Raw genomic sequence first — 15513 nt, 5'->3', positions numbered from 1 at the left:
ATCAAGAGCTGCTACTGAAGGAATGTGATATCAAATGACTGATCTCGCCAATGAAATTCTGCCAGTCAATATTGAAGACGAGTTAAAAAACTCCTACTTAGATTACGCAATGAGTGTAATTGTAGGACGTGCATTACCAGACGTACGTGATGGCTTAAAGCCAGTTCACCGCCGCGTTTTGTTTGCAATGAACGAGCTTAGTAATGATTGGAACAAGCCTTACAAAAAGTCGGCACGTGTTGTCGGTGATGTAATCGGTAAATACCACCCACACGGCGATAGCGCAGTTTATGACACGATAGTTCGTATGGCACAGCCATTCTCACTTCGTTATATGCTTGTAGACGGCCAGGGTAACTTTGGTTCTGTTGATGGTGATTCAGCTGCTGCAATGCGTTACACCGAAGTACGTATGGCTAAAATGTCTCATGAGTTATTAGCGGATCTTGAGAAAGAAACGGTTGATTTCGTTCCTAACTACGATGGCACAGAGCAAATTCCTGACGTTTTACCAACGAAGGTACCTAATTTACTTGTAAATGGTTCTTCTGGTATTGCCGTAGGTATGGCGACAAACATCCCACCACATAACTTAACTGAAGTTATCAATGGTTGTTTAGCATTAATTGTTAATCCAGATTTAACCATAACTGAGTTAATGGATTACATTCCTGGCCCAGATTTCCCTACAGCCGCAATCATTAACGGTAAAAAAGGGATTGAACAAGCGTATCAAACGGGTCGTGGCAAAGTGTACATGCGTGCACGTGCTGACATCGAAACAGACGAAAAAACGGGTCGTGAAACAATTATTGTTCATGAAATCCCTTATCAAGTTAACAAAGCACGCTTAATTGAAAAAATAGCGGAGCTTGTTAAAGATAAAAAAATTGAAGGCATTAGTGCACTACGTGATGAATCAGATAAAGACGGTATGCGTATCGTTATTGAGATAAAGCGTGGTGACGTAGGTGAAGTGATTCTAAACAACCTATATGCACAAACACAGTTACAAACAGTGTTTGGTATGAACATGGTTGCACTCATCAATAACCAGCCTAAGTGTTTTAATTTAAAAGAAATGCTTGAAGAGTTTATTATTCACCGTCGTGAAGTAGTAACTCGTCGTACAGTATTTGATTTACGTAAAGCGCGCGACCGTGCACACATGCTAGAAGGTCTAGCAATTGCACTTGCCAACATTGACCCAATTATTGAACTTATTCGTAAGTCTCCAACACCAGCAGAAGCAAAAATAGCGTTAACTGCACGTTCGTGGGAATTAGGTAATGTTAAAGCAATGCTTGAAAAAGCAGGTGAGGCTAACGTTGCTCGCCCAGATTGGTTAGCTGATGATTTAGGTATACGCGACGGCCAATACTTTATTTCTGAGCAACAAGCTCAAGCGATTCTTGACTTACGATTACACAAGCTAACAGGTCTTGAGCACGAAAAAATCTTAAGTGAATACCAAACACTGCTTGATTTAATTGCTGAACTGTTACACATACTGGCAAGCCCAGAGCGCTTAATGGAAGTAATTCGTGACGAGTTAGTTGAAATTAAGGCGCAATATGGCGATGAGCGCCGCACTGAAATCAACGCAGCCGCGCATGATATCAGCCTTGAAGACCTAATAACTGAAGAAAACGTAGTTGTTACGCTTTCTCACGAAGGTTATGTTAAGTATCAGGCGTTATCTGATTACGAAGCGCAGCGTCGTGGTGGTAAAGGTAAATCTGCAACAAAAATGAAAGACGAAGATTTTATTGAACGTCTTTTAGTTGCAAACACGCATGATACTATTTTATGTTTCTCTACAGCAGGGCGTTTATATTGGCTGAAAGTATATCAATTACCACTAGCAAGCCGTGCAGCACGCGGTAAGCCAATTGTAAACTTATTACCTTTAGAAGCTGACGAACGTATTACCGCTATACTGCCAGTACGTGAGTACGAAGAAGATAAATACATCTTTATGGCAACAGCATTTGGTACAGTGAAGAAAACACCTTTAACAGCCTACAGCCGTCAACGTGCTAGCGGTATTATTGCCGTTAACCTAAATGAGGGTGATAGCTTAATTGGTGTTGATATTACTGACGGTACCAACGAAATAATGTTGTTTACCGATGCGGGTAAGGTTGTTCGCTTTAAAGAAGCTGAAGAATCTGCTGTTGTTGACGAAAATGGAAACCCAGTATTAGACGAAGAAGGTAACCCAGAAATTCGTTTCAAGGGTGTTCGTCCAATGGGCAGAACGGCAACGGGTGTACGCGGTATTAAAATGACCGACGAGCAACGTGTTGTATCGCTCATCGTGCCAAAAACTGATGGCGCAATATTGACTGTAACTGAAAATGGTTATGGTAAACGAACTCAACTTGAAGATTACCCATCTAAGAGTCGTGCAACACAAGGTGTTGTATCAATTAAGGTGAGTGAGCGTAATGGTGCTGTAGTAGGTGCTGTTCAAGTTGATGACAACGACGAAATAATGCTTATTTCAAATCGCGGAACGTTAGTGCGTACTCGTGTGAACGAAGTTTCAACAGTTGGTCGTAACACACAAGGTGTTATTTTGATCAGAACTATTGACGAAGAGCAAGTAGTTGGTTTACAACGTATAGAAGAAATTGAAGTTACAGAAAGTGACTTAATCAATACTGAAGACGTTGAAACAGTTGATACAGTTATAGATGAAGTCGTGGATGATAATCCTCCTTCAGAATAATTGAGATTGAAAAAGCGGCCTTGGCCGCTTTTTTTAATGTTGTTGAAAAAAATTAATACAGCGTGGATTTAATATTTTCATGTTGAGTGTCTAAATTACTGGAATGAGGCAAAGGTAATGAGTAAATATAATTTTTGTGCAGGGCCGGCTATGCTTCCGCAAGCGGTAATGCAAAAAGCACAAAAAGAATTCTTAGATTGGCAAGACATGGGCGTTTCTGTAATGGAAATTAGCCACCGTAGTAAAGAATTTTTGGCATTAACTGCAAAATGTGAAGCAAGCTTAAGACGCTTAATGAATATTAGTGATGAATTTGAAGTTTTATTTATGCATGGTGGTGGTCGCGGTCAGTTTAGTGCAGTGCCCCTCAATCTTCATCAAGCAGATAAAAAAGCTATCTACTGCGAAAATGGTGTGTGGTCTAAAAGCGCGACAGACGAAGCTAACAAGTTTACTTCAACAACCAGTGTTGATGTACGTAACGATGCAGATGGAAAATTCTCAATTAAAAATGTAGCTGATTGGGTTTTACCTGCAGATGCCTCATATATTCATTATTGTCCGAACGAAACCGTAGATGGCTTAGAAATTTTTGAGGTGCCAAGTCATCCAACGGCACCAATTGTTGCTGATATGTCGTCAACGATTTTATCGCGCGAAATTGATGTAGATAAATTTGATTTAATTTACGCTGGTGCGCAAAAAAATATCGGTCCATCAGGTATCGCTATCGTTATTGTGCGCAAAACATTACTTGATCGTGAAGGTTTAGCTAAGCCTGGTATTTTAGATTATGCACTCGAAGCGAAGCAGGGCAGTATGTTTAATACACCACCCACATTTGCATGGTACTTAGCTGCAGAAGTGTTTGAATGGTTAGAAGCACAAGGTGGTGTAAAAGCAATGGAAGCTCAGAATATCGCTAAGGCTGAACTTCTTTATAATTTTATTGATGAGTCTCCTTTTTATTCAAATAAAGTAGCCAAGCATTGCCGCTCACGTATGAACGTCCCATTTTGGCTTAATGACGAAAGCTTAAATGAAAAGTTTGTATCACAATCTAAAGAAGCTGGTTTATTAGCGCTTGAAGGGCACAGAATAGTAGGCGGTATGCGCGCAAGTATTTATAACGCAATGCCACTTGAAGGCGTGCAAGCGCTTGTTGATTTCATGGCAGCTTTTGCGAAGGAGAATAGCTAATGGAGCAACTTCGTTTAGAACCGATATCGCGTGTTAACGGCTCTGTGACATTGCCTGGATCAAAAAGTTTATCTAATCGTATTTTACTGCTGGCTGCTCTGGCTAGCGGAACAACCGTTGTAGAGAACTTACTCGATAGTGATGATATTCGTCACATGTTGGGAGCATTAGAGCTTTTAGGTGTAACAGTAACACTTAATGAAGACCGAACAGTTGCAACTGTTCATGGTGTTGGTGGTGAGTTCAAAAAACCTAATGAACCTTTATTTTTAGGTAATGCGGGTACAGCATATCGTCCGTTAACAGCTGTTTTAGCTGCTGTTAAAGGTGAATATGAGTTAGTCGGTGAGCCACGCATGGAAGAGCGCCCAATAGGGCACTTAGTTGATGCGCTTCAAGCCCTTGGTGGTGATATTACCTATACAAAGCACAAAGACTACCCACCGCTTAAAATTGTTGGTGGGCAAATTAATGGTGGCGAAGTTGAAATTGATGGCAGTATCTCAAGTCAATTTTTAACCGCTTTATTAATGGCAGCTCCATTATTCAGTGGTGATACGCAAATTACAATTAAAGGCACATTGGTGTCTAAGCCTTATATTGATATTACTTTAGGGGTTATGGCGCGTTTTGGTATTACCGTTGAACATTCAGACTATTCACTATTTAAAGTAAAAGGTGGCCAACAGTATAAATCACCTGAACGCATAATGGTTGAAGGTGACGCATCATCGGCTTCTTATTTTGTTGCAGCCGCAGCCATTGCTGGTGGCGAGATTGAAATTAAAGGTGTGGGTGCTAAATCGGTTCAGGGTGATATTGGCTTTGCGAAGGTGATGGAACAAGTCGGTGCACAAATCGATTGGTACGATGAACGTTTAGTTGTGAGGAAAGGCGAGTTAAAAGGGGTCGACATAGACGCCAATGCCATTCCAGATGCTGCAATGACGTTGGCTACCGTTGCTTTATTTGCTAAAGGTCCCACAGCTATTCGTAATATTTATAATTGGCGTGTAAAAGAAACAGACCGTCTTTACGCTATGAGTACAGAACTTCGTAAAGTAGGTGCAAAAGTGGTTGAGGGGGAGGATTTTATTGAAATAACTCCGCCATTAACATTTAACGATGTCGCTATTGATACTTACGATGATCACCGGATTGCTATGTGTTTTGCCATGGTTGCAGTGGGCGGAAAGCCTATAACAATCAATGACCCTAAGTGTACCTATAAAACATTTCCTACGTTTTTCAATGTATTAGCATCAGTGAGTGAATAGGCTTTTTATAACTATTTATAAAAAGTTACACACTAATAGCAGATATATTTTAATAACTGACGTATAATGTCGCGGTTTATTTAGGTGTGCATTGCAGGAGGTTTAAATGCAGGCGTTATTAATGCCCGTGATCACCGTTGATGGCCCAAGTGGTTCTGGTAAGGGAACTGTTTGTCGTTTGTTAGCCGATAAGTTGGGTTGGGATGTATTGGATAGTGGTGCAATTTACCGCGTTTTATCCCTTGCAGCACTTCATCACCAAATCGCATTAGATAACGAAGAGGCACTTGTACCACTGGCTGCAAATTTAGACGTGCAGTTTTTGGTAGATAGCCAAACTAATGCTGGAAAAGTTATTCTAGAGGGAGAGGATGTAACCACGACTATTCGTAATGAAGAAGTGGGTGCAGCTGCATCAAAAGTAGCAGCTCTTCCTCGTGTTCGTGAAGCGCTATTAAGGCGTCAACGCGCTTTTAGAACCGAAAATGGTTTAATAGCAGACGGCCGTGATATGGGTACTGTTGTATTCCCAGATGCGCCATTAAAAATCTATTTGACAGCGAGCGCACAAGAGCGTGCTCGTAGACGCTTTGTTGAGTTGAATGAGCGTGGGCTTGATGTTACACTAGGTGGTCTATTAGAAGACATTCAAGCTCGTGATGACCGTGATATGAATCGCGCCGTCGCACCGCTTGTGCCTGCAGAAGATGCAATTGAACTCGATACTAGCGAGCTAAATGCACAGCAAGTGTTTGATAAAGTTATTACTTTATTAGATGCAGCTATCTCTGAAGGTAAACTTCCTAAACGAAGTTAAACACATTTTATGCACCAGCAGGATGCCAGTGCTATTTTAACAACCCCATGCAGCATGGTTGCTTATTGGTATTAATATATGAGACGTATATTCGTATGTCAGAAAATTTTGCGCAGTTATTTGAAGAAAGCTTAAAGGGTTTTGAAGCAGAGCAAGGCTCTATTGTTAAAGGTACAGTAATCTCAATCGAGAACAACATTGTACTTGTAGATGCTGGTCTTAAATCAGAAAGTGCTATCCCTGCAGAGCAGTTCAAAAATGCTGCTGGTGAACTAGAAGTTGCTGTTGGCGACGAAGTAGATGTTGCACTAGATGCAATCGAAGACGGTTTCGGTGAAACTATCCTTTCTCGTGAGAAAGCGAAGCGTCACGAAGCGTGGATCCGTCTTGAGAAAGCATGTGAAGAGCAAGAGACTGTTACTGGTGTTATCAACGGTAAAGTTAAAGGCGGTTTCACTGTTGAAGTTGATTCAATCCGTGCTTTCCTACCTGGTTCACTTGTTGATGTTCGTCCAGTACGTGACACAACTCACCTTGAAGGCAAAGAGCTTGAATTTAAAGTAATCAAGCTTGATCAAAAACGTAATAACGTTGTTGTTTCACGTCGTGCAGTTATCGAATCAGAAAACTCACAAGAACGTGAAGAGCTTCTTGCTAACCTTGTTGAAGGTCAAGAAGTTAAAGGTATCGTTAAGAACCTTACTGACTACGGTGCGTTCGTTGACCTTGGTGGTGTTGATGGTCTACTACACATTACTGATATGGCGTGGAAGCGTGTTAAGCACCCTTCAGAAATCGTTAATGTTGGTGACGAAATCGCAGTTAAAGTTCTTAAATTCGACAAAGATAAGACTCGTGTATCTCTTGGCCTTAAACAGCTTGGTGAAGATCCATGGGCAGCTATCGCTGGTCGTTACCCAGAAGGTTCTAAACTTTCTGGTCGTGTAACTAACCTTACTGATTACGGTTGCTTCGTAGAAATCGAAGAAGGCGTTGAAGGTCTAGTACACGTTTCTGAAATGGATTGGACTAACAAGAACATCCACCCTTCAAAAGTTGTTTCACTAGGTGACACAGTTGAAGTTATGGTTCTTGAAATCGACGAAGAACGTCGTCGTATTTCTCTAGGTCTTAAGCAATGTATTGCTAATCCTTGGCAGGAATTTGCTCGTCTACAAAACAAAGGCGACCAAGTTACTGGTAAGATCAAATCAATCACTGACTTCGGTATCTTTATCGGTCTTGACGGTGGTATTGACGGTCTTGTACACCTTTCAGATATTTCTTGGAATACACCTGGCGAAGAAGCTGTACGTGAATTCAAGAAAGGCGACGAAATCACTGCTATCGTATTGCAAGTTGACCCAGAGCGTGAACGTATCTCTCTAGGTGTTAAGCAAATCGAAGCTGACCCGTTCAATAACTACCTTGATGCAAACAAAAAAGGTGCTATTGTTAAAGGTAAAGTGACTGAAGTTGATGCGAAAGGCGCAACTGTTGAACTTATCGAAGGCGTTGAAGGTTACATCCGTGTAGCTGATATCGCTCAAGAGCGCGTTGAAGATGCAACTACTGTTGTTTCTGTAGGCGACGAAGTTGAAGTTAAATACGTTGGTGTTGATCGTAAGAACCGCACTTTAAGCTTATCTGTTAAAGCTCTTTTCGAAGCAGAAGAGAAAGAAGTACTAGAGAAGCTTAAGAAAGAAGAGCCAGTGTTTGAAAACGCAATGGCAGCTGCTTTCGCAAATGCACAAAAAGACTAATAAATAATTAGTTTTTAGTTGGGAGGGCACTTTTGCCCTTCCTATATCTTTTTATTAAGGAAACGCTATGACTAAGTCAGAATTGATAGAAACACTTGCGGAACAACACGCACACGTTCCAGTGAAAGATGTTGAAAATGCTGTAAAAGAAATTCTAGAACAAATGGCCGGTTCATTATCTTCTTCAGATCGAATAGAGATCAGAGGATTTGGTAGTTTCTCTTTGCATTTCCGCGCTCCTCGCACAGGTCGTAACCCTAAAACTGGCGATACAGTAGAGTTAGATGGAAAGCACGTACCTCATTTTAAACCAGGTAAAGAATTACGCGACCGCGTCAATGCGAGCATTGCCTAGTTAATATAACGGAGTAGTTACTTGTTCAAGGTATTGAAATTTATTCTGGTAGCGCTGTGCCTAATTAGCGCATTTGTATTAGGGTCACAAAACCCGCAGTTAGTACAAGTAAATTATATTATAGCCAGTAATACTCTGCCTTTAGCTGTAATAATAAGTATCTGCTTTTTATTAGGTGTTCTAATAGGTTGTTTTATAAGCTTTAAGCTATTCTCTCAATTAAAGTGGCAAAATTACCGTTTGAAAAAACAGTTAGCGCCTGAGAAAAATAAAAACAAGCTTGACGTTAATAAAGACACCTAATTATGATTGAGCTTTTGTTTTTACTACTACCTGTTGCAGCCGGTTATGGCTGGATTATGGGTAAAAACAGTGCTAAAAATCATGCTCACCAACTTAATCGTCAAATAACTTCTGAATACAGTAAAGGGCTTAAGTTTTTATTAGACCGCGAAGAAGATCAAGGTTTAGAACACTTAATAAATTTACTAGAAGTTGCAGCCGATTCAGTCGAACATTACTCTACACTTGCCACTATGTTTCGTCGCCGAGGCGAATTAGACCGTGCAATCAAAATTCATGAACTTCTCCTAAAACACCCAAGTTTGAGTGAGCAGCAAGCCGCTACTAGTCGCTTAGAATTAGCCGAAGATTATATAATGGCTGGATTGCTAGATGGTGCAGAAGAGCATTTGGTTTGGTTGGTCAAGGCCGGCCATGTAGAAGCTCTCGATCCTATTATTACCTTATACTCGCAAACTCGTGAGTGGGATAAAGGCATTAATATGTTTGAATCTCACAGCGAATTATTCTCTAAAGAGCAACAATTTAAGGCTATCGCGAATTTTTATTGTGAGTCTGCCCTTAGTGACAATACTCCTCAAATTATGCGAAAAGCAATTAGTCTAAACTACAAAGCCGTTAGGCCTTTGTACGAGCTAGGTGTTATCGCTTTTTCTAAAGAAGATTATGTTAAAGCGATCTACTATTGGCGTGAACTTATTTGCCAGTTTACTTTGTTTGCCCCCTTATTCATTGATGATCTGGCGCATAGCTATAAGCAACTAAATTTAACGCATCAATTTCATGAGTTAGTAAACGATTTACTAGATAAGGGTGGTGTTCTTATAAAAATAAAACATTGCCAAGCTCTTTTAGAGCAAGGTCATACAAAACAAGCTTTCGATTTTTTAACTGACAGTTTAAAAAGACAACCAACGATCAGGGGGTTTAGTTTTTTACTGCAGCTAATGGGTGACCAAAATAAAAATACAAAAGAAGTACTTAATGAAATTGATAGCCTTGTAACGTCATATATTGCTACTAAGCCAGATTTTCAATGTCAGCATTGTGGCTTCACAAGTTATACAATTTATTGGAATTGCCCTTCTTGTAAACATTGGGAAACCATTGTCCCAAGTAGAGGTTTAGACGGATTTTAATAACCCCTAAATACTTAATTATTGTAATGCCCTTACAAATTCGACTAGAAGTTTAACTAGCATCTATATACTAATTAAACCTCCTTACTCACTTTGTGTAAGTTCGCCTTGATAACTAAGTTGAATATATAAAAACTCTTTACTGCTATAGATTAGGATAACTATGTCTTTCGAAAATTCAAAAAAAGTGCTTATCGCTTTAGACTACGACGATCAAGAAACAGCATTAGCATTTGTAAAACAGCTTTCGCCCGATACTTGTCGATTAAAAGTAGGCAAAGAAATGTTTACTTACTTTGGCCCTGAATTTGTAAAAGAGTTAATTGAACTTGGTTTTGATGTATTTTTAGATTTAAAGTTTCATGATATTCCTAATACAGTTGCAAAGGCAGTTACAGCTGCTGCAAAAATGGGCGTTTGGATGGTAAATGTTCATGCGTCAGGCGGTTATGAAATGATGCACAAAGCAAAACTTGCTTTAGAAGAATTTGGAGATAGAGCACCAATTCTTATTGCTGTAACTGTGTTAACAAGTATGGATGAACCAGAATTAAAACGCTTAGGTATAAACAAATCACCACAGGAGCAGGTAATATACCTTGCAAAACTAGCTAAGGAAGCAGGCCTTGATGGTGTTGTTTGTTCTGCTCAAGAAGCGAATGTTTTAAAGGCTGAACTTGGTGAGCATTTTAAATTAGTTACCCCAGGTATTCGCCCTGAAGGCAGTGAAGCAGGCGATCAAAAAAGAATAATGACTCCAAAACAAGCAATTGAAGCTGGCAGTGATTATCTAGTTGTAGGCAGACCGATTACTAAAGCAGCAAATCCAGTAAAAGTACTGCAAGATGTTAATGAATCTATAAAATAATTTACAAAAAACAGCAAATAAGTACTAAACCCCTTACGTTATGTGTAATTTGTGTTACATTTATAATATCAAAATGATGTAAGGGGTTTATTTTGAAGCTATTATTTGGTTCAGTGTTGATTATCATTGCAGGCTTTTCAGTTAACAAACATGTATTTTCTAGTAAGGCTTATGATGGCGTTACAACAGTAACAGACGTTATATCAGCTTATCCTGTAGACATGTTTGATTTTAAAAAAACAATGAAGGATTATGCTCACCACCTTTGCTACAGAAATTCTGACGCGTTAAATGCTCAAGATATCACTGTCAGTGATTGTTTATCTCATCATGATGAAAAGAAATTGGAGTGTGAAATAAAGGTTTTTAGATTAGCGCCGCAAAACTTAGAATCAGAAAGGGAAGTACTTAATTACTCAAGAGAGTATACACAGTGTACATTGCCTTATAAGTATATTTTAGGGTAAGCACTCACAATATAAAGATATCATGAGCGCTATAAAATTATTTAGATTTTAAGCGGATAGATTTCGCTTCAATCTCAATCAGCTCTTGCTTAAATAATCCACCAATTGCTTTTTTATAGTTAGCTTTACTTGTTGAAAATACTTTCTTAATAAGTTCAGGATCAGATTTATCGCCAATGGCGAGTATGCCGCCTTCGTTTTTAAGCTTTTCCATTATTTTATCGCCAAGCTCACTTACTTTACCCATGCCTGGTTTTTCGAGTACAACATCAATTTTTCCGTCTTCTCGTACTTTTTGAACAAAGCCCTTAAGCTTTTGCCCTACAAATAAGTTTTTGAATACCATATTGTAAAATACAACACCAAAGTGAGATTCTTCTATAAGCACCTTGTAGCCAATATCTGTTTTACCAGCAACAATCAAATCAACCTCTTGTAGGCGTGTGTATTCAGGCTCATCCTTTGATAAAAAGCGATTAAAGTTAGTTGAAGCACAAATGCGTTGACTCGCATTATCAAGATACAAACGAACAAGATAAGAATGCCCCTCTTGCATACGTGGCTTTTGTTCATTAAATGGGGCTAATACATCTTTTTCTAATCCCCAGTCTAAAAATGCACCAATACTATTTATTTCCTTAACACGTAAAAGGGCGTATTCACCTACTTGAGCATGTGGTTTTTTAACAGTCGCCGTTGGTAAATTAGCATTATCTAAATATATAAATACGCTAATGCTGTCACCAGCTTCAAGCTCATCTTTAATTTCGTTTTTTGGTAAAAAAACTTCACCTAAATCATGACCGTCCAAGTAAGCGCCTTCATTACTCACTTCTTTTACAAATAGGGTTTGTGTTGTTCCAAGGTAACTCATAATTATTCCTGCTCAGGCTTTTTTTTACGGCGCATTGGTGAATCGCCATCGATATTCATAGGGGCTTTAATGGGTGCCGCTGGTTTTTTAGGTTTTGCTTTACGTTTAATTTGTGGCTTTTTAACCTGCGTTACTTTTTTAGCTTTAACAGTTGCAGCAGGTTTTTTCTCTTTTATCCCTTTAAATTTAGCTTTAAGTCCGTCAATAGTTGCAAATTTAAGCTCATCATTTAAAAAAGATTTAATTGCTAAATAACTAGCCCAATCTTTAGGGCCTACTAACGAAATAGCGGTACCTTTAAAACCAGCACGTCCAGTTCTACCTATTCGGTGTACATATTCTTCAGCATGTTTTGGCAAATCAAAGTTAATTACATGCGTTACGCTTAACAAATCTAAACCACGGGATGCGACATCAGTGGTAATTAATATCTTGAAGTTTCCTCTGCTAAACGAGTCCATAATGTCTAAGCGTTTGCTTTGTGTTAAATCACCCGCTAGTGCGACTGATTTAAATCCTTTGTTGTTTAGCTCTTCGCTCAAACGACTTGTATCTGCGCGGGTGGCAGTAAATATTATGCATTGGCCAACTTCGTCTTGCTTTAAAAAGTGTGCTAATAACGCTTCTTTGTGATCTAGGTGGTCGGCTAAGTAGAGTGTTTGCGTTATATCGCTGTGCTGTTCGTTTGCAGCACTAAGCGTGATCTGTTTTGGTTTTTTTAATAAATTACGCGAAAGAGCATCTACTTGAGCGTGGTCTAGGGTTGCTGAAAACAATAATGTTTGGCGAAGACGGTGATTGGCTTCGTCGTTAATTAACTTTAGTTGTTCAGTAAAGCCCAGATCTAAAATACGGTCTGCTTCATCAAAAATTAGCAGTTCTAAACCACTTAATTGTAACGAGCGTTTGGTAACATGATCGGCCAAACGACCGGGTGTTGCCACTACAAACTGTGGGTCGTTCCTTAATGCTTTAATTTGGTCATTAAAGTTTTCCCCACCTAATACTTTTACAGCTTTAATCGCCGTGCCCGCTATTAACAAACGCAACTGTGAAAATACTTGCGTAGCTAATTCGCGTGTAGGGGCAACAATAAGTACACGTGGATCGCGTTTACTGAGTGCTTTTTGTTTCATAACCCGTTGTACTGCGGGTAATAAAAACGCCAAGGTTTTGCCCGACCCAGTCTTTGACTGAGCAAAAATGTCATGCCCTGCAAGTGCGGTAGGCACTGCATGTGCTTGAATGTCTGTGGGCTGGGTGATCCCTTGATGTGCTAATTGTGTTTCAAGGCGAGTATCAATCCCAAGATCAGTAAAGTGCAATGTAATGTTCTCCAATGTGCAACTTAAATTAATTGCTGCATTATAGCGTACACATGGCTTATCCCGACAGCAAAAAGCAAAGTATGGTGCTATTTTTTGCAATTAATCTAAAAAAGCGTAAAATACGCGCCCCATATGCGCCGGATTTACGATTCGGTAAACGCCAATATTGGCTAATAAGGCAAAAGAGGAAATAAAATGACAGCTGTTCATAAAGATGATCTTACCAGCGAACACTTTGTAGTGTGCGCTTTATACAAATTTGTAGGCCTACCTGAATTTGAAGCATTACGTAAACCTCTACTGGAGGTTATGGAAAAAAATGAAGTGCGAGGCACATTACTTTTAGCTGCTGAAGGAATTAATGGCACTGTTTCTGCAAAACGAGCGGGCATTGATAACCTCCTTGCATGGTTAGATGAACAGCCAAATTTAAAAAACATTGTTACTAAAGAATCCTATGATGACGAATGTCCGTTTTATCGCACAAAAGTAAAACTAAAAAAAGAAATCGTAACAATGGGCGTAGAGGGAATTGATCCTCTTAAAGTAGTGGGAAGCTATGTTAAACCTCAAGACTGGAATGCATTAATTTCTGACCCCGAGGTTGTACTTATTGATACGCGTAACGATTACGAAATTGAAATTGGCACATTTCAAAATGCCGTTGATCCAAATACAACAACGTTTCGTGAGTTCCCTCAATGGGCAAAAGAAAATCTTGATCCTGAAAAACATAAAAAAGTTGCTATGTTTTGTACAGGTGGTATTCGATGTGAAAAATCAACAGCTTACATGAAAGAGCAAGGCTTTGATGAAGTTTATCACTTAGAAGGTGGTATTCTTAAATACTTAGAAGAAGTGCCAAAAGAAGAAACTATGTGGGAAGGCGAGTGCTTTGTATTTGATAATCGCGTTGCTGTGGATCATGACCTACAGAAAGGTTCTTACGATCAATGTCATGCGTGTCGTATGCCTATTACTGAACAAGAAAAACAAAAGCCTGAATATTTAGAGGGTGTTTCATGTCATCATTGTATTGATAAGGTAACTGATGAGCAGCGTGCCCGTTTTGCAGAGCGCCAAAAACAAATTGAGCTTGCACAGGCTCGTGGTGAAGGGCATATAGGTAACGAAGCACAGACCGTTCTTCAACAACGCAAAGAGGCTAAAAAAGCTCAAAAAGATGCTCAACGTAGTAAGTAAGTTATCTTTAAAATGTATTTAATAAAAAAGAGCTTCACGGCTCTTTTTTTTGGCTAAAATTTGTTATTCATCTTACATAGTTGAGTGTTCAGCGTTAACACAGGCTAATTTTGATCACACTTTTGTTACACTGCGTATAGTGGTCAACAAAATGGTTTATAAGGTGGTTCTTTGAAATTGCGTATACTTCAATTAAATATCTATTTGTTATTATTCATTTTTAGCACAGCAGCATCTAGTGCAAATGTAATGGTACAAAAAGTTACAACGGAACGTACAAAAGAAGAGGTTAAAGCTGTAGGTAATGCAGAAGCAATTAACTCCGTTACATTATTTCCTGCTGTTGGCGATAGAGTAACAGCCGTCCACTTTAAACCGGGTAACTTCGTAAAGGAGGGAGATGTTTTAGTCGAGCTTGACTCTCGCAGACAAAAAGCAGCTCTTCAACAAGCAGAAATAACCTTAGCAGATACCCAACGAACACTTAACAGGCTCAGTGAAAGTCACAAAAAGGGAGCAATTCCTAAAAGTGACTTAGATGATGCAAAAACTTTGCATGCACTGGCCGAGGTTGCTCTTATTAATGCTAAAACAGACCTGGAAGACAGAACTGTGCTTGCGCCATTTGATGGTGTGATGGGACTTACTGATGTAGAAAAAGGGGATCGCATTACAGAGCAAACTGCCATTGCAACAATTGATGATACCCGCAGTTTGTATATTAATTTTAACGCCCCCGAGTCAGCTGTCTCAATACTAAAAAATAAAGGTATTGTGGAAGTAACACCATGGCAAAGCGCAAAAGCTATTAATGCTCAAGTTTCATATCTTGATTCTCGAATAAATCCACAAACCCGTACCTTACGTGTCAAAGCCAAACTGGAAAATGAAAATGAGCAGTTTATGCCTGGTATGAGTTTTCGAATTAATATTACCATGCAAGGGGAGTCATATGCTGTTGTGCCTGAGGCTGCACTTATGTGGGGAGCAACAGGTCCTTATGTTTGGAAAAGTATAGATAAAAAAGCAAAGCGCATAGATGTAAAAATAGAGCAACGCTTAGCTGGGCGATTGTTAGTTTCAGGCAATTTAAATGAAAACGATATATTGGTTGTTGAAGGCGTCCAACGCTTGCGCGAAAACCAAACATTAACGTTTGCTAATCCCAGTAATTTAGAGGAATAA

Annotated in this window: 14 protein-coding genes; 12 read left to right on the top strand and 2 right to left on the bottom strand. The window is 39.4% G+C overall.

The genetic code is table 11. The features are described from left to right. The first annotated feature begins 34 nt into the window (after nucleotides 1-34). From gyrA to AC27JL_RS09725, 10 genes are all read left to right on the top strand, one after another. Nucleotides 35-2734, top strand: a complete 2700-nt coding sequence (gyrA, locus tag AC27JL_RS09770; protein WP_008132953.1) for a DNA topoisomerase (ATP-hydrolyzing) subunit A — start codon at nucleotides 35-37, stop codon at nucleotides 2732-2734. 117 nt (nucleotides 2735-2851) lie between these two features. After that, a complete protein-coding gene (serC, locus tag AC27JL_RS09765; RefSeq protein ID WP_008132955.1) occupies nucleotides 2852-3934 on the top strand; it encodes a 3-phosphoserine/phosphohydroxythreonine transaminase in 1083 nt (360 codons plus the stop codon). After that, nucleotides 3934-5211, top strand: coding sequence for a 3-phosphoshikimate 1-carboxyvinyltransferase (aroA, locus tag AC27JL_RS09760; RefSeq protein WP_010557413.1), 1278 nt, complete (start codon nucleotides 3934-3936; stop codon nucleotides 5209-5211). The genes serC and aroA overlap by 1 nt, the downstream gene beginning before the upstream one ends. A 106-nt stretch (nucleotides 5212-5317) precedes the next feature. Further along, nucleotides 5318-6028 carry a (d)CMP kinase gene (gene cmk / locus AC27JL_RS09755; RefSeq protein ID WP_008132958.1) on the top strand — a complete coding sequence of 237 codons (711 nt, stop codon included), beginning with the start codon at nucleotides 5318-5320 and terminating at the stop codon, nucleotides 6026-6028. A 95-nt stretch (nucleotides 6029-6123) separates the two neighbouring features. Next, on the top strand, nucleotides 6124-7791 hold the full coding sequence (gene rpsA, locus AC27JL_RS09750) for a 30S ribosomal protein S1 (RefSeq protein WP_006794164.1): 1668 nt from the start codon (nucleotides 6124-6126) through the stop codon (nucleotides 7789-7791). A gap of 67 nt (nucleotides 7792-7858) precedes the next feature. Continuing rightward, nucleotides 7859-8146, top strand: coding sequence for an integration host factor subunit beta (ihfB, locus tag AC27JL_RS09745; RefSeq protein ID WP_006794165.1), 288 nt, complete (start codon nucleotides 7859-7861; stop codon nucleotides 8144-8146). A gap of 21 nt (nucleotides 8147-8167) precedes the next feature. Beyond that, nucleotides 8168-8449, top strand: coding sequence for a lipopolysaccharide assembly protein LapA domain-containing protein (locus AC27JL_RS09740; RefSeq protein WP_008132961.1), 282 nt, complete (start codon nucleotides 8168-8170; stop codon nucleotides 8447-8449). Nucleotides 8450-8451: 2 nt separating this feature from the next. Continuing rightward, nucleotides 8452-9588 (top strand): lipopolysaccharide assembly protein LapB, encoded by a 1137-nt coding sequence (gene lapB, locus AC27JL_RS09735; RefSeq protein WP_006794167.1) that lies wholly within the window; start codon nucleotides 8452-8454, stop codon nucleotides 9586-9588. Nucleotides 9589-9751: 163 nt separating this feature from the next. Then, nucleotides 9752-10456 carry an orotidine-5'-phosphate decarboxylase gene (gene pyrF / locus AC27JL_RS09730; protein ID WP_006794168.1) on the top strand — a complete coding sequence of 235 codons (705 nt, stop codon included), beginning with the start codon at nucleotides 9752-9754 and terminating at the stop codon, nucleotides 10454-10456. Between the two features lie 92 nt (nucleotides 10457-10548). Next, complete coding sequence (locus AC27JL_RS09725) at nucleotides 10549-10923, top strand: hypothetical protein (RefSeq protein WP_010557408.1); 375 nt, start codon at nucleotides 10549-10551, stop codon at nucleotides 10921-10923. Nucleotides 10924-10960: 37 nt separating this feature from the next. Here the strand turns inward: AC27JL_RS09725 and AC27JL_RS09720 are convergent, their stop codons facing one another. Beyond that, the gene (locus tag AC27JL_RS09720; protein ID WP_058428938.1) at nucleotides 10961-11797 is read right to left on the bottom strand and encodes a CvfB family protein; all 837 of its coding nucleotides are present in this window, start codon (nucleotides 11795-11797) and stop codon (nucleotides 10961-10963) included. Between the two features lie 2 nt (nucleotides 11798-11799). Next, complete coding sequence (locus AC27JL_RS09715) at nucleotides 11800-13122, bottom strand: DEAD/DEAH box helicase (RefSeq protein WP_487195512.1); 1323 nt, start codon at nucleotides 13120-13122, stop codon at nucleotides 11800-11802. A 198-nt stretch (nucleotides 13123-13320) separates the two neighbouring features. Here AC27JL_RS09715 and trhO point away from each other — a divergent pair, with 198 nt between their 5' ends. Both trhO and AC27JL_RS09705 read left to right on the top strand, forming a co-directional pair. After that, nucleotides 13321-14328, top strand: coding sequence for an oxygen-dependent tRNA uridine(34) hydroxylase TrhO (gene trhO / locus AC27JL_RS09710; protein ID WP_276754882.1), 1008 nt, complete (start codon nucleotides 13321-13323; stop codon nucleotides 14326-14328). A gap of 171 nt (nucleotides 14329-14499) precedes the next feature. Then, the gene (locus AC27JL_RS09705) at nucleotides 14500-15513 is read left to right on the top strand and encodes an efflux RND transporter periplasmic adaptor subunit (RefSeq protein ID WP_487195511.1); all 1014 of its coding nucleotides are present in this window, start codon (nucleotides 14500-14502) and stop codon (nucleotides 15511-15513) included.

This window comes from Pseudoalteromonas sp. 4NS20-0020, assembly GCF_057554385.1.
The sequence above is the reverse complement of the archived record's forward strand: the minus strand, read 5'-3'. Positions and strand labels throughout refer to the sequence as shown.

Excerpts from the sequence above, each read along its gene's own strand:
- gyrA (WP_008132953.1), top strand. The coding sequence starts at position 35 with ATGACTGATCTCGCCAATGAAATTCTGCCAGTCAATATTGAAGACGAG.
- serC (WP_008132955.1), top strand. The coding sequence starts at position 2,852 with ATGAGTAAATATAATTTTTGTGCAGGGCCGGCTATGCTTCCGCAAGCG.
- aroA (WP_010557413.1), top strand. The coding sequence starts at position 3,934 with ATGGAGCAACTTCGTTTAGAACCGATATCGCGTGTTAACGGCTCTGTG.
- cmk (WP_008132958.1), top strand. The coding sequence starts at position 5,318 with ATGCAGGCGTTATTAATGCCCGTGATCACCGTTGATGGCCCAAGTGGT.
- rpsA (WP_006794164.1), top strand. The coding sequence starts at position 6,124 with ATGTCAGAAAATTTTGCGCAGTTATTTGAAGAAAGCTTAAAGGGTTTT.
- ihfB (WP_006794165.1), top strand. The coding sequence starts at position 7,859 with ATGACTAAGTCAGAATTGATAGAAACACTTGCGGAACAACACGCACAC.
- lapB (WP_006794167.1), top strand. The coding sequence starts at position 8,452 with ATGATTGAGCTTTTGTTTTTACTACTACCTGTTGCAGCCGGTTATGGC.
- pyrF (WP_006794168.1), top strand. The coding sequence starts at position 9,752 with ATGTCTTTCGAAAATTCAAAAAAAGTGCTTATCGCTTTAGACTACGAC.
- AC27JL_RS09720 (WP_058428938.1), bottom strand. The coding sequence starts at position 11,797 with ATGAGTTACCTTGGAACAACACAAACCCTATTTGTAAAAGAAGTGAGT.
- trhO (WP_276754882.1), top strand. The coding sequence starts at position 13,321 with ATGACAGCTGTTCATAAAGATGATCTTACCAGCGAACACTTTGTAGTG.